An 18,052-nucleotide genomic window follows, 5' to 3' on the forward strand; every position below is an offset into this window, starting at 1 on the left:
ACGTTTGCGCCGCCGCCTTGTCCACTTCCATCCAGGCCCGAGCGGCGCTCTCCATCCGAAACAGCCTCTCAGCATCGTTCCCGATGGTTTCCGCCCAAGTGGCCGCAGACCGAGGGTCTGTGTGGCAAACGACGCCAACAAAAGCGGCCACTGCGGCATCCCGGCCCGAACCCGGGTCGAGCCCCTGAAGCCAGTTCGCCGCTGCCACGGGGTCTTTTATCCCCCACCCGATCATCAGGTCTTGCAGCGATTGATCCTTGAGTTTCCCATCAGGAAACTGGCTTACCCAATCCGCAGCGGACGATGGGTCCGAGGCCGCCCACGAGGTCAGAATGCTTCCAACGGCGGTGTCCTGGACCTGACCCGCCGGCAAGCCAGCGGCGAAGGACGCCGCGTCGTCCGGCGACCGCCGGGTCCATGCCAAAACGGCGCTCGAGACCGCGCCGCGCTGGGCGTCCCCGGCCAGAGCGTCAACCGCCCACCTTGCGGCGCTGGCCGGGTCAGTCGAAGCCCATTGGCTGGCCAGTGTGCCCGCGAGGCTATCTTGCAGGCCCCCGGGCGGCTGGCTCAGGACAAATTGGGCGGCAGCGCTCGGATCGCTGCCTCCCCATGATCTTACGACTTCCTGCATCGCCTGGCTGCGCTCATTACCAGCAGGTATTGTCCCTGCCCAAGCCGCCGCTGCAGCCGGATCACTCGATGCCCAGTTCCCGGCTACGGTGCCGATGATGCTGTCCTTGGCTCGCCCCGGGTCCAGCGAGAGAGCCAGCGCTGCCGTTGACTGAGGATCCGTCTGGCTCCATTCCCCGGCCAGTCGCTGCAGCGCTCCGCTCTTGGCGGTATTGTTCGTAAGCTCGCTCACCCACGAGATTGCGCCGCTGATGTCGCTGTCCGACATTCCGGAAGCCACACTGGCAATTGCCGCCTCCTGCAGTTGTCCTTGCGGCAGCGACAGGGCAAGCTGAGCCGCTGTGTTCGGGTCGCTGTACGCAAGCGAACCGCATAGTGCGCCCATCACCTCAGGCTTGCCCGACTGCTCAGGCAAGCTCTTGGCCCATTGAAGTGCGGCGATAGGAGCCTTCGTGGCCCAGGCAGAGGCTATTGCGCCCAAGGTCGCCGGGTCTTTGATTCCGGCACTCGCTGCCGCTGCCGCAGCCGACGCCGGATCACCCGCCGACCACTGGCGAAACAGGATTGTCTGCAATCTCGAAATTTCCGGTGTGCCCTTGAGCGTTTTCAGAAATTCCAATGCAAGGTTGGGGTCCTGAGCCGCCAATGGACCCATGGAGGTCTGTAACAACAGGGCTTTCTCGCGGCCGTTCGAAAGCCCCCTCAGCCAGTTCATCGCGCCTGCAGGGTCCTGCTCCATCGATCCCTGTACTACGGCATTCAACGCCGCCGAACGTTCACGGGACGCGGGTAGCGCCTGCGCGTACGCCAGCGCCCCTTTGCCATCAGACTGGGCCCATCGGGTGAGCAAGCGTGCAACCAAACCATGCCGCACATCGAGTTCGGGGCGGTCGGCCAGCTTCTTCAGCACCACCTCAAAATCAGCCGGATCAATCGCGTCGACCAGTTCTGCCAGAAGTCGCTCCCGGCGTTCGGCACGTCTTTCGGTTAAGATTGTTCCCAGCACGCCATCAACCTGGCTCGCAGTGATGCGGCCTGAAATTCGGGTCGCTCCGGCCTCAGCCGGTCTGGGGGGTTGTCTTCTCTGAAACACACGCATTCCCGCTTGTGACGCGCTCGCACCCCGACGGGCATCCTCTGGCGAACGCGGCAACCCGCGGCCAAGGAGGGCTCCCATCACCAAACCAATCAGAAGCGCGCTGGCGATTTTTGCATTTGGTTTCACGAGCAGACCAAGGTTGCCGGACTGGTTTGGTTTCTTGCCGCCGAGCCTTCAAGCGCCCGTTGGGCGTGCCCGGTGCGCAGCAAAAAGTGTCTTGGCAGCGCCGACCATTCGCGCCCACTGCGCTGAGCCCCAGGGCTGCCAAATCATGTTGATACTTCCCAAAAACCAATACAGCACCAGCAGTTGAAGCATCACCTCGGCAAACCCGCGCGGGAGCGGCAGGTTGTCAGTCAGCCGTCCCAGGCACGGGCAGAGGTAAACACCGAGGAGGTAGCCTCCCCAATGGTAAAAGAGGAAGTTGCCGCTCAACCAGATTAGGACTAAGGAGCGCAGGAGGGTGTTCCGATTGTTCAGGAGAAAGGCAGCCATTCCAATCTCCAACACCGCGGCGGACAGAATGAGAGGCCGGTATCCCACGTGAAGCAGTGCGTCCTGAACCTGAAGGATCTTCACACTTCCCGCGGAGCTGTACACCTTCGTCAGCGCGGTGAGTATCAGCGTCCACGCGCTAAACCTAAAGAATGCTTCATGGTCTTTTGAACTCATTGTTTTCCTCCTCCGCCTGTCTATTGGGAGGGCGAGCCAGCAATCTCTGGATGATCTTGGTTATCAATGCTCCAGGCCCGTCGAACAGAAACGTTGCTTCGGTCGAACAGTTGGTTTGATCGCAAATTCGCCGCGTGGCCATCGCAGAACCCCACATTCCACTTCCACGCATGGCGCTGCAGGGTTGCTTGGACAGCCGGATCGCCCGTAGGTTGACCTTGGAGATCTTCACGATAGAGGTTCAGATACAAAAACGGCGTGCTGAGATCCACACTCCCTCCAAGCGGCCACTGCATAATATCCAACGTCGAATCCGCGAACGCGATCATATCGCTGGGGTTGACAACTTGAGATTCCCGAGTCGGTATTTCAATGGCCTGCGCGTTCTCCGTGCCACCAAGCCCCCCATCGAGCGCTGACATCGGCTCCGGCCCATAGGCATTATAACCATAGCTCCCACGAGCAGGGGTCGTCATCCCTCTCCATGCAAGAGATCCAGCCGACAAAAACCCTCCTTGCACTCGATTGTACGACGGACAAGCGTAGAGCCCCCGTCCTGGTCCTAGGTACTTAGTGCCATCGGGAAAAGAGTAATTGTCCATGGGCCAGGAGGCTGCTGTGTAGGGTTGAAGTTCGGAAACCAAGCCGGGAAGAAGTGGGTAAGCGCCGGTGTCATGAACGTACATGCCCGTGCCGAGCACGATTTGGCGCAAGTTGTTGCGGCAGTAGATGGAATCGGCTTGAGCGCGAGACCGATGCAGCACGGGGAGCAAGATTGCCGCAAGAACCGCAATGACCGCGATTACAACGAGCAGTTCAACGAGCGTAAAAGCTGTTTTAATTCTGCCCACAAGCAAGCCGACCGGTTTTTCGAATTCAAAGCAACTTAATACACCAGAAGAGGGAGCACACCTAAGCCGCATACCTTCGCAGGAGTCCTGCGGCTTAGGGAGTAGGCCATTCCCTGCGAATAGCCGGCCTTGACCCTTGACCTGACAAGACCCTAAGCTTCCAGCAGTCATTGACAAGCTTGCCCCCCCGTGGTGCCCCAGTTCACAGCACTAGTGGCTGAGAGTGTGAAGAGAGGTACCGCAAACCCATTGCAATCAGCACTGTTGCTTTCCCATTCGGGGATGGAATCGGTGTGGCCTGATGGGTCCTGGAACTTCGCCGGACCGCTGCACCATGTGAGAGTAGCGGTAGTGGGCACATAGCTGGTATAGCCGCCAGCGCCTGAGCCTGAGGTGTAAGAATTCGCGTTTGCATACCAATCCGCCGTGGCGCTCACTTTGGAGTTACTGCCATCGGCCCAAACGATTTCGTCAACCACGTTGCCAGAGTAAAAGCAGAGCCCAGTCGTCTGCGCGTAAAAGCAAGTGTTGGCATAACTGGCCGCAACCAGTCCCCCCACCATGAGCGCCGTCTGCACCTTAAACTTGAATGTCATATTCCAAGACTCCTTCCTTTAATGTTTTGTTGTTCTCCGTACGTTTCGCTCTCACCATGAGAGCGAAAATCAAAAAATTGAAAGTACCCCAGCCGGAATAAAGGGCCGCGGTGGCAGTCTTACCAGGAGGACGAGGAATCGACCTTGCGCCGTCAAGTCTGGTGATTAACAGATACGTTCCGTTCGTCTTCCACTCGTAAATTCCTCCGTTTGTGTACACGCGATTAACCCAAATATTCTGGGTGGAAAACGGGGCAATGGCGAAGGCTTCGTCAGGCAGCAAAGCGTCCTGCGTCTTCAGGTCCAGGATTTGCCACTCGTCGAGTTCGATTTCCCTCTCAGCCTGATTTTGCTGCTTCTTCAACCAGAAATTCGTAATCGTGGTTGGCAGCAATGAAGATTTCCGCGCGTCGCCATACCCGTAGCGAATCACGTAGCGGTTCGTTGCATTTGGAAAGCTGTAGCAAACCTCAAGGTGGTCCGGGCGCTGGCTGGGGGATTCGAAAAGGGCGCCCGTTACGCGCACCTGCTCCTGATCGAGCCTGGCGGCCACCGTGAAGTGATTCGCGTCCCACTTAATCGCGCCAATATCCACATACATAACCCCCATATTCAGGACCTCGCGCAGAGGATCCAGCAAAGAGCGGCTCGTGTAAAAAATCGAGATGTCCTTGCCACGAGTCGAGGGATCCAGATCGTTCCAAGTTGTCAATTCCCCCCTTGGTTCAACAAGGGCGTGCTTGTGCCCCGACCAGGACACCAATTGACCTGCAACCGCGAAATTTGTCTCATCATCGAGGGTGTTGATTCTGCGGAATAAAAGTCCATTGGTCTGCCATTTTGCCTGGAAGTACTCGAACCTTGTGGACAGCGCGAAAGTGCCGTCTAAAGGGCGGGCGCCGCCGTCCATTGGGACCTTTTGCTGGAACACGAGGTTCTTGATGACAGGAGGCGAAGAGATGAACCGCTTGAACTGCTCGACAGCCGAGGGCGCGGCGGTCGAGATTTCGTCAGCTTTGGCTTTCGCCCGCAAAGCCAACCCTCCCGTCAGGACAGCCAGAACCAGGCATCCGTGGACAACCGCGAAAGGGCGCTCCGACTGGCTGCCCACCGACGGGACCTGCGTCACCGGCCTGGGGAACCGGCCTGTTGCTGGCACTCCAGTTCACATTTGCCCATCGGTTGCATGAGAAAGGCTTTTAAGGCGTTCCTTTCTTAACGCAGTCGTGGGAATAGCGCAATGGGGTGTTTAACCCATAAAACCCATAAACCCATAGAGAACCATTGCGCCGAAATAGGTAGAACGCGCAGGGCCGGAGGGAAATTTTTGGATAGTAATATCGCCATTGGATGGGGTCAAACCATAGTTTGGTTTGGCAGGTTCTTGGTTCTTCGCTATTGAAGATCTTAAATGCCCAGCAGGGGCTGTGATGAGTCGGATTCATTGCGGTGGCGCATGTGCATGTGCAGCTTCGCATTGGCGGCTTTGGAACTGCCAAGGTGAACCTGAGCCGCAATCGCTTTGATCGACAGGGTGGTTTCCCGGCGCAAGCGCGCGGCCATATCAAGTTTAAGTGGGTCATTCTTGGGTCGGTTGCGAGCAGGTCAATCTCATGCTCCGCGACGGCCTCACACTTCGCACATTTTAACTCCAACTGTTACGCCACAAAGCTCAATTCCACGCAGCCGTGCCCTGCCCTTTCCAGCTCCTTTCAAACCCATGCCGTAATCTGTCATCCTCCCCCCTTTTGGCCCGGTGGATCCGCCTAGGTTGCAGTTCCATCCGATAGGGGGGGGCAGGTGATGGTCCTGATGGTCCAAACTGACTTGCTGGCCAGCCGTTTGCCGGCATAGCATGAGCATTATGAAAACCCTGCGCAGACAATTCTTCATTGTTGCGGTTCTTTGTTCGATCGCCGCGGGCGCCCCCGCCGGGGATTTCCTGATCCGCGACGGCGATCGCGTCGTGTTCCTGGGAGACAGCATCACGGAACAGCGCCTCTACACCACCTACATCGAGACGTACGCCCTTACCAGGCATCCCGAGTGGAAACTCTGGTTTCGCAACGTTGGCTGGGGCGGCGACACCTCCTGGTTGAGACAGCGATCGCACCCGGAGGAGTCCAAGCTTTTTGCCGCCGATGCCACCAGCCAGCAGCAGATGGTTGAGGAAGCGGTGAAACACGGTTTGGAGCGGGATGTGCTCCCGCTGAGGCCGAGCCTGGTGACGATTGATTTCGGGATGAACGATCACTCGTACCAGGCGTTTCGGGAAGACATCTTCAAGGCCTATGTCCGCAGCCAAACCGAGCTCGGCAAAGAGATCAAGGCCAGCGGATCGCGGGTGGCGTTTTTGACACCGCAACCGATTGAAGACAAGCGGCCCGATCCCGACCAGGACGTCCGGAACCAGTCTTTGCGCAAGTTTTCCGATGGCCTGAAAGAGGTTGCCGCCAAAGAAGGGGCGGCCTTCATTGATGAATTTGATCCCTACATGAAGATGCTGCTGCGGGAGCGTCCCAACAATCCCAATGGTTTTGTCGGCGGCGGCGACGCAGTACATCCGGGACCCATCGGCCATACCGTGATGGCTTGGGCGATTTTGAAGGGACTCGGCGCGCCCGCCCTGGTTTCAAGGGTCCAGATCGATTGCGCGACCGGGAAAGCCGCGACGGATGCTTGCCGGGTCGAGAATCTCAAGGCGGCCAATAACACCGTCAGCTTTGAACGGCTGGACGACGCGCTGCCCATGCCCATTGACGAAAGAGCCGGACCGGCCCTGAAGCTGGCGCCGATCCTGGAAGATCTCGACCGCTTCGAACTCCAAATCAACGGTTTGGCCTCCGGCTCGTATGAAGTCCGCATCGATGGCGAAGGGGCAGCAACCGCCACGAGCGAGCAACTGGCGAACGGATTGAACCTGGCCAACCGGGCCGGGCCGATCACGCAGCAAGCCCAACGGGTGCTGCGCCTGGTTTTTGAAAAGAACAATTTGTATTATACTCGATGGCGTGACGTTCAATTGTATTCGTTTCCTGAGTGGGCGCGAAGTCCGGAGCTTGATACCCGCAGGACGGCAGAGTTAGCAAGGCTGGATCGCCAGATCCAGGATAGCGAGGCGGACATTGATTCGGCGCGAAAGCCGGTCGGCCATCGCTTCGAGATTAAGCCGCAAAACCAATAGGCGACGGCGAGAACCTCACCCCCTCGGCGCACGAAAACAATTCACGCGCCCAAAACTTCCGCCTTTCCATGCCCGGATTCTTGTTCTCCAAGGCTAGGCTGAGCAGGCCGCGGTGCCTGCATCGTATTGAGCCTGTCACCCAGAGACCGCTCTTGCCACCGCTGGTGAAGGCACGCCTTGGCCCCCATTGGAAAATCTTGCAAAGCGGCAAGATCCCATTTTGTTTTGACAAACCCCACCAGTTGGCTTTACGGTCTCTTCACCAGTGGCGGAAAACACTCAAAAATGCGCCTTGGCTCAGAAAAACCAATTTTTCCTCCTCGGCGGACCCAAAAGCAATTTCTTGTCAGTAGTTCTACTGCTTGCTTCAGCCGGTTTATCCACACGCGGTCTTTCTCAAACCTACGCTACGCAGGTAACAGATGATACGTATAAGACCGGCAATCCAGGAATTGGAGAGTATCTGAGTTGCGAGGATGGCCGGGGCATTGGTTCCAATTCTGATTTCGGTTTCTCCAGTTTTACGGCCAGAGGGGTAGGAGGCGCCAAGGACAACCCCAATCTACCAACCTCGCTGGCGCCTCAGGTTGCCTTGCCCAAGCTCGAATGTTTCGCAACGAGCGATATGGAGCGGGTCTTTGAAGACGGGTATGGATCGATGGGATCCAGCCAGAGCGCGCTTAACCTGTTCGGGCTGCGCAACGAAACCATTTCCGGCCAGTGCGTGTTCCTGGCCAATGAAGATTTGGAGGAGATGAAATTTTCAGTCAGCCCGCTTCAGCAGTCACAAGGCCCGGCTGTCTTTCCTGAACGGAATGTCCATTGGAGTTTTGTCGGGAGCATTTTCATCGAAAAAAACTCGCCCAACCGGCAAAAGGGCGATCTCCTGCGCCCCGCTCCGGCATGGTTCCCCGATTATCTGAGCGAGGACTCAAAATGTGCCCTGCGAAAAGGAGCCCGCAAAGCCGCTTATCTGACTCTAAAAATAGCGCCGGAGACGCCCCCGGGCGAGTACCGGGCCACTTTGACTGCAACAGCGGGCAGTGTCAGGGCTTCCTTGCCGCTGGTTCTGCAGGTCTATCCGCTTGTCCTCCCCCAGGAACGCCATCTGTTGGTCTCAGAATGGTTCTCGACCTCTGAATTCCGAAAGCACCATCACCTGGACCCGTCCGACGAGGAGCGCTTTTATCGTCTCCTAAAGCTCTACGCGGAGAACATGACCGATCACCGGCAGAACGTCTTCCGCTTGGGCCTGGGATTGATCGAGGCCAGCGGCAGTGCGGAGGGCAAATTTCAATTTGATTTTTCACGCTTCGATAAGCAAGCCCAGGTATTCTGGGACACCCGCCGCATGGATTTGCTGGAGACCGGTTTTGTTGCCCAGTTCGGCAGCGGTGGATGGTCGGGCAGCGAGATTTCTTTAAGCAGCTTCCCGATAAAGGAGGCCGATGGCCAGCGCATTTCCGTGTCCGGTGAGAAGTACCTGTCCCAATTCATTCCAGCCTTTGTCGGTCACCTGCGCGCCAAGGGCTGGCTGGCAAAGACCGTCTTCCACATTTGTGATGAGCCCTCCAACAACAACATCATGGCCTGGCGCAAAGCCTCCGACTTCGTGCACCGCCTGGCTCCCGAGTTGCGCCGCATCGATGCGATTGAGACTGCGCATTGCCTGGGCGCGCTCGAGGTTTGGGTGCCCAAGTTGGACCATCTGGCTACTTGGCAGGGTGATTATGAACAAGCCCAAAGCCAAGGCAATGAATTGTGGTTCTACACAGTAGGCATTTTTCAAGGCGGTTCGCTGCTTAACAAAACAGTGGATGTGCCCTTAATTGAGACGCGGCTTATGCACTGGCTCAACTACCGCTACAACTTGCAGGGCTATCTGCACTGGGGGTTCAACGCCTGGACCGACGATCCCGTCAACGCCCCCGGCGAGCACCGGGGTGACGGCTGGCAGGTGTATCCCAGTAAAGATGGCCTGCTCAATTCACTACGCTGGGAGCAAATGCGCGCTGGCCTGCAAGACTACGAGTGCCTTTGGCTGCTGGAGAACAGGATTTCCCAAATCAGGGCAAACCTCTCATCACGTGTCGCCGCGCTCATCGATCCCCGTCAACGCGGCGTTGAAATCGCCATGCAAGTTGTGCCAGACTACTCCCATCATACGCGGAGCCCTGAGGTGCTCTACCAAGCCAGGCGTCAGGCGATTGAGGAGACGCTCACATTGGAGCAACCGCCGTGCGTGCTTGTCCAGACCACGCCGTTGGAACATTCGCTCGTGGGCAAAGGCTGCGCCATCGACCTACATGGTTGGGCCGAGCCAGGAACGGTCCTAACCGCAAATGGACAGTCGGTCCCTGTCGCCGCCGATGGCTTGTTCTTGGGCCAATTGCCGCCTTCCGAAGACGGTAAAATCGTTCTGCAAGCGCAGGGGAAGAATGGAAAGAAGAGAATTGTGCGCCAATTCCTGCAAGCTGGAGTTCAGCCCCTTTCGACGACCCACGGCCCATGAAGGTCTTACAACTAAGGTGTTTATCTCATGACCGCACCGCTTGGGGTGAAATTGCCTGAACCACGCGGCGGGAAGGTTGAACTGGCAAGAGTCATCGGAGTCATCGAGGCTGCCAGAGGCGTTAGCTTCAAGGCGGCCGTGTTTATGTGCGGCTGCAATGAAGGATGCGCTGGCTTGCAGGGGAGATAGGTAAGGCACCGTCTTGGCCTGCTCATTTTCCGAGGTACTTCCAGGGCTGGCGTATCCGGTCGAGCCGTTCGGCTTCGGACACCTCTCGCCGGGTTTGGCGTCGTCTGTCCTTGGCGCCGCCGGCGATGGCTTGTGGCACGCGCCAGGCCTCTCGGAAGAGATTCACGATCGTCCGGTAGATGAATTCAAATATATACATAATTTGGTTTCGTTAGAGCCTCCGGAGGCTTACCGCGCGACGTCAGGCTTGAGGAGGCCGCCGGCGGAGGGGGCAAAGCCGTGCATGTCCATTTCCACTCGGCTCCAGTTATTGGCATAGTGTTTGGCCGTTTCCACGGTCACGTAACCTCCCTTGAAAAGCTGCATCAAATACTGGTCGAAGCTATGCATGCCCTCATTCACTGAGGCTTCGATATTGCTGGCGAGGAGCGCCAGGTCGTTCCGGGCGACGGCGTCCTGGGTGCCGATGTTGCGCTTGAGGATCTCCAGGCAGGGGATGCGTTTCCCGGCGCAGCTCGGGATGAGCCGCTGGCAGACCATCGCATTCAGGCTTCGGGCCAGCAGGGCGCTGGCGTTCGCCTGCTCCGGCGCCGGATAGAACTCCCGGATGCGGTCGATGGCGCGCGGCACGGAATCCGCATGCAGGGTAGTGAGCACCAGGTGACCGGTTTCGGCGGCTTGCATCGCAGCCAGGGCGCTTTCGGCATCGCGGACCTCGCCCAGGAATATCACCTCGGGGTCCTGGCGCACCGCGTTGCGAATCCCGTTGGCGAAAGATTCGGTATCGACGCCGACTTCGCGTTGTTCGAACTGGCATTTATCCTCTTCAAACAGATACTCGATGGGATCCTCGATGGTGATGATGCGCAACGCCAGGGTCTCGTTGAGTCGCTGCAAAAGGGCACGGATGGTCGTGCTCTTACCTTGGCCGGAGGCGCCGGTCACGATGAGCAGCCCACGCGGCTCTTTCACGAGGTCGGCGACGGTGTCCGGCAGTTCCAAGTCCTGCAGTTTGAGCATGTGCTGCGGCACGACCCGGAAGGAGCAGGACTGCTTGCCTTGTTGCTTGCTGAAATTGGCTCGATAGCGCACCTGCGCGCACAGAAAGCTCAAGTCCATCTCGTGTTGCTTCTCGATCCGATCGTAAATTGAGTTCGAAAACGCCTGGCGCAGCATCCTCATGACGTCATCATTGCCGGGCACCGGAAATTGCTCCGGGGCAATTCGCTGGAGTTTGCCGTCTTCGCGGATGGAGTAGCGGCGGTCAGCCTGCGTATGGAGATCGGTGGCCTTTTGGCCGGAACACCAAACGAGGATTTTCCCAAGCTCGCTTGTCGGATCAACACGTTCCATGATCTTAAGGTTCCAGCTTGAACCATGCCGCCGGGCTCTCCACCTCAGGTATGTTGCCTTTCAACACCATAGGAATCTCGAAACGTTAATTCTGAGTATGCATTTCGTGCAAAGTGCATGAAGGAGCGGAGTAAGGTGATCTGTGGGACTCACGCCGCTGGGCGCGTTGGTGCAAAACTCCCACGCTCGGTTGGGCTACCAGTGGCGAAAGCGCGCGTTTGGCAGAACGATTATTCCAACCTGATTTTCTTGCGTTTGCGGTAGAGCGTCGCTTGATCAATTCCAAGCACCTCAGCCGCTTCGGCTAGGTTGGAGGTTCGTTCCAGGACTTTGCGCAGGTGCGCTTCCTCCAACCGTTCCAAGGAAATCAAGGAACCAACCTGCAGCGAAGCGTCGCTGCCATTGCCTCCGGCTACGGGCAGGCCGCGTAATTCGGCAGGGAGGTCTTCCAAGAGAATCCTGGTTCCTTTGGCCATGATCACAGCCCGTTCGATCGCGTTGCGCAGCTCACGAAGGTTACCCGGCCACACGTAGGCAAGAATAGCGGCGGAGGCCTCTTCGGAAAAACCATCGAGGCGGCGTCCACAGAGGGCGGCAAAATGTTTGAAGTAATGTTCGGCAAAACGAATAAGGTCGCCTGGACGCTGCCGCAGCGGAGGCATCTCCGCTGTGATCACGTTGAGCCGAAAATAGAGGTCTTCACGGAAGGCGCCCTCGGCGACGCGCTTTTTGAGATCCTGGCTGGTAGCAGCAATGATGCGCACGTCGGCCTGGCGGGTAACATTTTCGCCCACCCGCTCGTATTCACGTTCTTGCAGAAGCCGAAGCAACTTAGGCTGGATTTCCAATGGCAGGTCGCCGATCTCGTCGAGGAAGAGTGTTCCGCCCTGGGAGGCTTTAACTTTGCCCCAATGGTCGCGCAGAGCGCCGGTGAACGCACCTTTGACGTGGCCGAACAGTTCGCTTTCCAGCAGTTCCCGGGACAAACTCGGACAGCTCACGGTGATAAAAGGTTTATTGGCCAGATGGCTTTGCTGGTGAACGGCGTGGGCGACCACACTCTTGCCGGTGCCGCTTTCGCCCAAGATCAGAATCGAGGCGGGTGTTTTCGCCGCCCGCAGCAGCGTGTCGATTGCCTCCTTCACGAGTGGCGCGCTTGATCCCAGCAGAATTTCAGGACTCTGAGCTTTGCTGTCCTTAACCTCCCGTTCCAACCGTTCGATATTCTGGTTGAGTTGGTGGAAGCGCTGCACTCGGGCGAGCACCAGGTGAAACTGTTCGCGGGTGAAGGGCTTTTCCAGAAAATCCACCGCGCCGCGCCGCATGGCCTCGACTGCGTTTTTCACACTGCCTTGGGCGGTAAAAATGATCACCGGCAGATTGGGTTGGCGCTGGAGAATCTGCTCCAGGATGTCGAGGCCGTTTTCCGGCCCAAGGTTTAGATCCAGAAGAACTGAATCGAACTTCCCTTCCTTTAGCTCCCTGAGGCCTAACTCTCCCGAGCAGGCGGCCTCCGCGTAATGGCCCTCGCCGTCGATGAGCAGGCACGTCGCGTCTCGGAACGTCTTGTCGTCGTCGATGACCAGGAAGTCCATAGGATTTCGGATCAATGCTGGACGGTCGCGCGGGGCAAGCGAAAGACGAAGGTGGCGCCGTGGCCCAGGGTGCTTTCACACGCCAATTCACCATGCATCGCCAGCACCAGCTTCTTGACGATGCTCAGTCCCAGCCCGGTGGAAGGTTCGCCGCCGGTGGGCCGTGCGGAAAGGCGGCCATAGCGTCGGAACATGCGAGTTTTATCCTTTTCGCTGAACCCTGGGCCTTCGTCCTGAACCTGGCAGTCCACATACCTGGCACCCGGCGGGCAGACCGTGAGGCGAATCTGCTTGCCGGGAGGAGAGAACTTGATGGCATTGGAAAGGAGATTATCGAGCACCTGATTGAGGGCGGCGCTATCGGCTTGCACGAGCGCGCCGTTGCTGGCCGGGATAACGGCCTCGACGGCGAGTTGTTTCCGTTTGGCCGATTCCTGATGTTGCTGGACCGCGCGCGCCGCGGCGTCCGAGAGGTTCAGCGACTCGGTCTTGATGCTCAGGCCATGGTCGGCCGAAGCATTGGCCAAAAACTCCTTCACGAAAGCGAGCATTTGGCTGCTCGAATGCGAGATGTTTTCGGCCATCAACCGAAGCTTCGGATCCGCCATCGCCTCGGTACGGTCGCGGAGCAATTGGGCGCTCATGTCCATGCCACCCAAATGGTTTTTGAGGTCGTGGGTCAGGATACCGAGCAACTCATCCCGGTCCTCGGCGAGTTGCATGAGTTCGTCGCGGGCCCTTTTAAGGGCCAGGTGGGTTCGGACACGGGTCACCAACTCGGCGTGGTTGAAGGGCTTGGTGATGTAGTCCACGCCGCCGCTTTCCAGCGCGCGAACGATCAAGCCCTTGTCGTCGGCCGAGGAAAGGAAAATGATGGGAAGCTCCGCCCAATCCGGGTTCTCGCGAATGCGGCGGCAGACCTCGAATCCATCCATTTCCGGCATCAGCAGGTCGAGCAGGATGAGGTCGGGTCGGCGAACCGTCAGGCGTTGGAAGGCTTGGAACCCGCTGGTCGCGGGCAGAATCTCGAAACCGAGTTTGCCCAAGGCGGCGCCAACGATCTGGATGTTGGACTCCTGGTCGTCGACGACCAGCAGGCAGCCAGTGTTTGTTTCGGCCAAAGGGGCGTTCATGCCGGTTGCAGTTGGGCCTGGACCACGGAACTCTCGATGGAGTGAACGAGTTTGGGGAACGCAGCGAGATGACGTTCCATTTGGCTGATGGCATAGCCGTCGGCCAAAGTGGTGAGCGTGGCGGCATAAGTGATCAGCGGGGCACATTGGGCCTGCTGTCCGAGGAGGAAGAGGTTGTGAGCAAAGGCCCGAGTTTCATTAACCGCCAGACTGTCACGCAGCACCGGCCATTCGGTTGCTTCCTGGCTGCGCAGTTCAAGAGCGAGTTCCTGCCAATGAGCGGCCTGGTAGGGCGAGGGGATGGGAACGCTTTTGAAGGTCTCTACGACATTCTGGGCGTCCAGTCCTTTCTCGGGCGCCGAGCGCTGGAGAAATTGGCCAAGCGTTAGAAAGAGCGTTTGTCGCGAGAAGGGCTTGCGGATGTAGCCGCTGAATTGGTTTTGCAGTTCCCGCTCTTCACCCACCTTACTCGATGCGGTGACCGCAATGACTGGCAACGACACCAGACTGGCTTGCTTGCGGATCTCCACCAAGGTCGTTTGCCCGTCCATTACCGGCATTCGGATATCGAGCAACACCACGTCGGGTCGGTCCGTTTTCAGATACTCCAACGCCCCACAGCCGTTATTGGCAAAGACGACTTGATGATGGGTCTTTTCAAATATCCCAGCCATCAGGGCACGGTTGGTCTGGTTGTCATCCACCACCAATAGCGTAGCCGGCACGAAGTCATTGAAGTCCACTGCCTCGCCCGGTTCGGCGTGATCACCCACGGGCAAGCGCCCCGAGACGGGAACATCCGCGAACCGCAAGCGGAAGATCGTGCCTTGGCCAACTTTGCTTTCCACGGCAAGGCTGCCGCCCATCAACTCGGTGAGGCGCTTAACGATAGTCAGCCCGATACCGGTTCCCTCGTTTTCCGCCGTTGGGCGAGAATCAGCTTGAACGAAAGGCTTGAAAATTTCCTCCAGCTTGGCAGCCGGGATTCCGATGCCGGTATCCTCAACCTCGAGCAACAGCGTGCCGCTGCGACTGTCTCCCCGGCTTTCCCAGGAGACACGCGTTTTAACACAGCCCCGGTCTGTGAATTTAATGGCATTGCTGAGCAAGTTTACCAGCACCTGGCGCAGTCGCAGGCGATCCAGCAACAAGGCACGCGGCAGGTTGGGTGAGAGCTCGAACTGAAGCTGGAGCGATTTTATTACGGCCTGCTGCCCGAAAACGGTGCGGAGGAACTCACACGAATCGTGCATGTCCGTCGGATCGGGATGCAATTCCAACTTCCCGGCTTCGAGCTTGGATAGGTCGAGAATGTCGTTGATCAGATGCAGCAACGCCGCGCCGCTGTCGCGAATGGCCCGCACATATTGTGCTTGCTTGGGGGTCAATCCGTCCGGCTCCAACAGTTCGCTAAAGCCGAGGATCGCGTTCATGGGGCTGCGAATCTCATGGCTCATGTTGGCCAGGAAGGCGCTCTTCTCCCGGACGGCCTGTTCCGCGTGGAGCTTCTCTTCCAGCAATTCCCGGCGCGCTCGCTCCTGGTAATAATCAATCCGGTAAAAGTACAAGGCGAACAATCCGGCCCCGACCCCAAGCAACCCGGCCACCCAGGTGATTTGCTGGAGGTGTTTCATTGACTTCCCAACCTGCTCAGCCACCACCGACGCTTCCACGCTATGCGCGAAGCGACTCCACGCCAAAGCCCCGGATATGACGCTCGCCACCGTGACGACTAGCCAGAAGATGGCCAATGGTCCGATAATTCCATGTCGGAATCGGTAGATCATGCGCTTCCCTGCGTCGAGTCGAGCGCACAGGCGTCCGGCCAATGAAGGTGCTATTATCATATCATGCAAAATGCAGGGTGGATAGAGCTATCTGTTCCAAAGGCTCCGCGTTGGGACCCAGCTATCGTGCTGACCTTCCGATATATTCAAACACAGTCGTCTTCGAAACCCAACCGGATGCGCGTTGAGGGCCAGCCCCACAAATCCGTTCGCCCGGCGCGAGCCCCAAAGCGTAGTAAGGGTCAGCCATGAAGTCACCAAACGTCAGAGCCTGGTTCTTTGTGTCAGTTTTCACGGTCATTTCGCTCATCCAGCTAGAGAAAGGCCATTCGGACGCTGGTTTCTTCAAGCGACTAGTTTAAAGCCAGTTGCACTCTTCAGGATGGTGTTAGCTCGACATGGAGGAACGCACAGACCGTGCAATTCGCACGAGGGCCAATTCCTCGACCGTGCGTCTTGCACAGCAGATCGTGGAGAACGGCGTTGTAAGGTTTCAGCTTGAACTATGCCGCCGGGTTTCATCCGCTTCCGGTAGGTTGCCATTCAAGGCAGTGGGTATATCGAAGACCCGATCCTATCGATGTCTTCTGTGCAAAGTACATGGCGGGCCTAGCTAAAGTCGAGCGATTTGCACGATTTTACTCACGGATTGCAACCGGGCGCAAAGCCTATTCTATGTGGACTCAGTTAAACCCCAGCCAGTTGGAACTTCGGAGACACGGACGGCACCACACCTGCTCGGGATAAAGCGAGGCTAAGTTCAGCAAAACGACGGTCGTCGCCGGAGCCGTTGGCGGGTAAGCGCGGCGGCTCACGGCTCAGAAAAATCGCCAGCTTGATCGAGAGGCATCGATTCTCGCGGCAAAGTGAAAACGTCAACCTGTCGCCCGTAGTCACCTAAAAGCGAATAACAGCTAAAAAAGTGTGAAAACCATGCCAGACCTATCCGCCTTAACCAAAATAATCCCCGCCATTGTGGTGGTGCTCATCCTGGTGGCAATCATCTTGCCGCAGGCCATGCGGATTCTGCGCGAATACGAGCGCGGTGTTATTTTCCGCCTCGGCAAATTGCTCGGGGCCAAGGGGCCGGGTTTGATTATTCTCATCCCGATTGTGGACCGCATGGTGAAGATGGACCTGCGCGTGGTAACCATCGACGTCTCGAAGCAAGAGATTATGACCCGTGACAACGTGCCCGCTACGGTGGATGCGGTGGTCTATTTTCGGGTCGTGGACCCGATGGCCGCAGTGGTCAAGGTGGAGAATTTTTGGAAGGCCACTTCGTTGATCGCGCAGACCACCCTGAGGAGCGTGCTGGGCCAGGCCCCGTTGGACGACCTGCTCTCCCAGCGTGATGTGATCAATCAGAAGTTGCAGGAGATTATCGACCGCCAAACCGAGCCGTGGGGCATCAAGGTGACCGCCGTCGAGGTGAAGGACGTGGCGCTGCCCGACAGCATGAAGCGGGCGATGGCCAAACAAGCGGAGGCCGAACGGGAGCGCCGGGCAAAGATTGTCAACGCCGAAGGCGAGTTTCAAGCGGCCGAGAAAATGGTGCAGGCGGCCGCCCTGATCAGCAAAGAGCCCATCGCGCTCCAACTCCGCTTCCTTCAGACCATGCGCGAGATTGCGAGCGAGCACAACACCACCACCTTCCTGCCGGTGCCGATTGATCTGTTCGCCCCGTTCCTGAAGGGAAAGGCGTAGCCGCCACCATCGACAATCATGACTTATGAATCAGTTTTTCGCCTTACCGAAGGGCGCGGGGAGTCAAGCCTGCCTCCTCCACTGATTTCAACCCATGAAGGAAGCGTTCGAGGCGCTCATATTGTAGTTGAGTGCGTTCCGGAGGAACTTGAGCAGTCTCAACTCAACCACCTCAAAGAGGAGGTGGAGAACACCAACAGGAAGTTCTCGGAATGGGCCGCCAAGAATAATGCAGAAATCCTGCGGCAGCTACGAGAGCGGGTGGCGGCCCGAGAGCAGTTGGAGAATTTGAGAAACAGGCGGAGGTTCGACTAACGAGAGAGAGCTGGAAACGAAATGGATGCTAAAATCCTCCTAACCAGCGTCTCCACTTCCTGAATGATCCCCCAACAAGACAGCATGACTTGGCGACGACCTGATCGCGGCGCGGTTGCGGTTCCCAGACTGCGGGCATGGCTCGTTTTTCAAGTCGAGGAGAGCGAACGACATCCTGGGCCTTACACCCGGGTGCTGAATTTCACGCCCTACTACCATTGGCGATGGAAGCATGCCCTGCACCACGCCAGCGCGGGCAACCTGGACGGGCGCGGCGCCGGCGAGCCAACCAGGTGATAAAGGGAAGCGTGCCATCATGGCTCCACTGTGGCATATTCTAAGGAAATGGGGCGTCCTGTGTGAACTGAGGGAATCATCCTGAATACTGCGTCCGGAAAAGGAATCAGCCTGGAGGGGTTGCTGAGCAGA

Annotated in this window: 17 protein-coding genes; 6 read left to right on the forward strand and 11 right to left on the reverse strand. The window is 57.9% G+C overall.

Going from position 1 to position 18,052, the window contains the following annotated elements; genetic code table 11:
- The 3 genes from VG146_04170 to VG146_04180 form a co-directional block, all read right to left on the reverse strand.
- Window positions 1–1,855, reverse strand: a 1,855-nt coding sequence (locus VG146_04170; GenBank protein ID HEV2391541.1) for a hypothetical protein, incomplete at its 3' end; no start/stop codon positions are given.
- Window positions 1,856–1,903: 48 nt separating this feature from the next.
- Window positions 1,904–2,308, reverse strand: coding sequence for a hypothetical protein (locus tag VG146_04175; GenBank protein ID HEV2391542.1), 405 nt, complete (start codon window positions 2,306–2,308; stop codon window positions 1,904–1,906).
- A 113-nt stretch (window positions 2,309–2,421) separates the two neighbouring features.
- Entirely contained in the window at window positions 2,422–2,823 is a 402-nt protein-coding gene (locus VG146_04180) for a hypothetical protein (GenBank protein HEV2391543.1), read from the reverse strand.
- A gap of 252 nt (window positions 2,824–3,075) precedes the next feature.
- Here VG146_04180 and VG146_04185 point away from each other — a divergent pair, with 252 nt between their 5' ends.
- Window positions 3,076–3,291: a hypothetical protein gene (locus VG146_04185; GenBank protein ID HEV2391544.1), complete on the forward strand. Its 216-nt coding sequence runs from the start codon at window positions 3,076–3,078 to the stop codon at window positions 3,289–3,291.
- 128 nt (window positions 3,292–3,419) lie between these two features.
- Here the strand turns inward: VG146_04185 and VG146_04190 are convergent, their stop codons facing one another.
- Both VG146_04190 and VG146_04195 read right to left on the reverse strand, forming a co-directional pair.
- On the reverse strand, window positions 3,420–3,848 hold the full coding sequence (locus VG146_04190) for a hypothetical protein (protein ID HEV2391545.1): 429 nt from the start codon (window positions 3,846–3,848) through the stop codon (window positions 3,420–3,422).
- Window positions 3,832–4,758 carry a hypothetical protein gene (locus VG146_04195; protein ID HEV2391546.1) on the reverse strand — a complete coding sequence of 309 codons (927 nt, stop codon included), beginning with the start codon at window positions 4,756–4,758 and terminating at the stop codon, window positions 3,832–3,834. The genes VG146_04190 and VG146_04195 overlap by 17 nt, the downstream gene beginning before the upstream one ends.
- 31 nt (window positions 4,759–4,789) lie before the next feature.
- Here VG146_04195 and VG146_04200 point away from each other — a divergent pair, with 31 nt between their 5' ends.
- The gene (locus tag VG146_04200) at window positions 4,790–5,038 is read left to right on the forward strand and encodes a hypothetical protein (GenBank protein HEV2391547.1); all 249 of its coding nucleotides are present in this window, start codon (window positions 4,790–4,792) and stop codon (window positions 5,036–5,038) included.
- Window positions 5,039–5,255: 217 nt separating this feature from the next.
- Here the strand turns inward: VG146_04200 and VG146_04205 are convergent, their stop codons facing one another.
- A complete protein-coding gene (locus VG146_04205; GenBank protein HEV2391548.1) occupies window positions 5,256–5,411 on the reverse strand; it encodes a hypothetical protein in 156 nt (51 codons plus the stop codon).
- A 301-nt stretch (window positions 5,412–5,712) separates the two neighbouring features.
- On the opposite strand from VG146_04205, the gene VG146_04210 reads away from it, so the two are divergent.
- Window positions 5,713–7,032, forward strand: coding sequence for an SGNH/GDSL hydrolase family protein (locus VG146_04210; GenBank protein ID HEV2391549.1), 1,320 nt, complete (start codon window positions 5,713–5,715; stop codon window positions 7,030–7,032).
- Window positions 7,033–7,375: 343 nt separating this feature from the next.
- Window positions 7,376–9,544 carry a DUF4091 domain-containing protein gene (locus VG146_04215; protein HEV2391550.1) on the forward strand — a complete coding sequence of 723 codons (2,169 nt, stop codon included), beginning with the start codon at window positions 7,376–7,378 and terminating at the stop codon, window positions 9,542–9,544.
- Window positions 9,545–9,755: 211 nt separating this feature from the next.
- On the opposite strand, the gene VG146_04220 is transcribed toward VG146_04215, so the two are convergent.
- From VG146_04220 to VG146_04240, 5 genes are all read right to left on the reverse strand, one after another.
- A complete protein-coding gene (locus VG146_04220; GenBank protein HEV2391551.1) occupies window positions 9,756–9,932 on the reverse strand; it encodes a hypothetical protein in 177 nt (58 codons plus the stop codon).
- A 29-nt stretch (window positions 9,933–9,961) separates the two neighbouring features.
- The gene (locus tag VG146_04225) at window positions 9,962–11,086 is read right to left on the reverse strand and encodes a PilT/PilU family type 4a pilus ATPase (GenBank protein ID HEV2391552.1); all 1,125 of its coding nucleotides are present in this window, start codon (window positions 11,084–11,086) and stop codon (window positions 9,962–9,964) included.
- 230 nt (window positions 11,087–11,316) lie between these two features.
- On the reverse strand, window positions 11,317–12,681 hold the full coding sequence (locus VG146_04230; protein ID HEV2391553.1) for a sigma-54 dependent transcriptional regulator: 1,365 nt from the start codon (window positions 12,679–12,681) through the stop codon (window positions 11,317–11,319).
- 11 nt (window positions 12,682–12,692) lie between these two features.
- Window positions 12,693–13,814 (reverse strand): hybrid sensor histidine kinase/response regulator, encoded by a 1,122-nt coding sequence (locus VG146_04235; protein HEV2391554.1) that lies wholly within the window; start codon window positions 13,812–13,814, stop codon window positions 12,693–12,695.
- Window positions 13,811–15,601: an ATP-binding protein gene (locus VG146_04240; protein ID HEV2391555.1), complete on the reverse strand. Its 1,791-nt coding sequence runs from the start codon at window positions 15,599–15,601 to the stop codon at window positions 13,811–13,813. The genes VG146_04235 and VG146_04240 overlap by 4 nt, the downstream gene beginning before the upstream one ends.
- A 933-nt stretch (window positions 15,602–16,534) precedes the next feature.
- On the opposite strand from VG146_04240, the gene VG146_04245 reads away from it, so the two are divergent.
- Window positions 16,535–17,308 (forward strand): SPFH domain-containing protein, encoded by a 774-nt coding sequence (locus tag VG146_04245; protein HEV2391556.1) that lies wholly within the window; start codon window positions 16,535–16,537, stop codon window positions 17,306–17,308.
- A gap of 399 nt (window positions 17,309–17,707) precedes the next feature.
- Entirely contained in the window at window positions 17,708–17,920 is a 213-nt protein-coding gene (locus VG146_04250) for a hypothetical protein (protein HEV2391557.1), read from the forward strand.
- The last annotated feature ends 132 nt before the right edge of the window (window positions 17,921–18,052 follow it).

The organism is Verrucomicrobiia bacterium, from assembly GCA_035946615.1.
GTDB lineage: Bacteria > Verrucomicrobiota > Verrucomicrobiia > Limisphaerales > UBA8199 > DASYZB01.

Bases quoted from the DNA above. Each gene is read 5' to 3' on its own strand.
- VG146_04195 (HEV2391546.1), bottom strand. From the start codon at position 4,758: ATGGACGGCGGCGCCCGCCCTTTAGACGGCACTTTCGCGCTGTCCACA.
- VG146_04210 (HEV2391549.1), top strand. From the start codon at position 5,713: ATGAAAACCCTGCGCAGACAATTCTTCATTGTTGCGGTTCTTTGTTCG.
- VG146_04205 (HEV2391548.1), bottom strand. From the start codon at position 5,411: ATGGCCGCGCGCTTGCGCCGGGAAACCACCCTGTCGATCAAAGCGATT.
- VG146_04240 (HEV2391555.1), bottom strand. From the start codon at position 15,601: ATGATCTACCGATTCCGACATGGAATTATCGGACCATTGGCCATCTTC.
- VG146_04245 (HEV2391556.1), top strand. From the start codon at position 16,535: ATGCCAGACCTATCCGCCTTAACCAAAATAATCCCCGCCATTGTGGTG.
- VG146_04225 (HEV2391552.1), bottom strand. From the start codon at position 11,086: ATGGAACGTGTTGATCCGACAAGCGAGCTTGGGAAAATCCTCGTTTGG.
- VG146_04190 (HEV2391545.1), bottom strand. From the start codon at position 3,848: ATGACATTCAAGTTTAAGGTGCAGACGGCGCTCATGGTGGGGGGACTG.
- VG146_04230 (HEV2391553.1), bottom strand. From the start codon at position 12,681: ATGGACTTCCTGGTCATCGACGACGACAAGACGTTCCGAGACGCGACG.
- VG146_04220 (HEV2391551.1), bottom strand. From the start codon at position 9,932: ATGTATATATTTGAATTCATCTACCGGACGATCGTGAATCTCTTCCGA.
- VG146_04250 (HEV2391557.1), top strand. From the start codon at position 17,708: ATGACTTGGCGACGACCTGATCGCGGCGCGGTTGCGGTTCCCAGACTG.
- VG146_04185 (HEV2391544.1), top strand. From the start codon at position 3,076: ATGAACGTACATGCCCGTGCCGAGCACGATTTGGCGCAAGTTGTTGCG.
- VG146_04200 (HEV2391547.1), top strand. From the start codon at position 4,790: ATGACAGGAGGCGAAGAGATGAACCGCTTGAACTGCTCGACAGCCGAG.
- VG146_04180 (HEV2391543.1), bottom strand. From the start codon at position 2,823: ATGTCAGCGCTCGATGGGGGGCTTGGTGGCACGGAGAACGCGCAGGCC.
- VG146_04235 (HEV2391554.1), bottom strand. From the start codon at position 13,814: ATGAACGCCCCTTTGGCCGAAACAAACACTGGCTGCCTGCTGGTCGTC.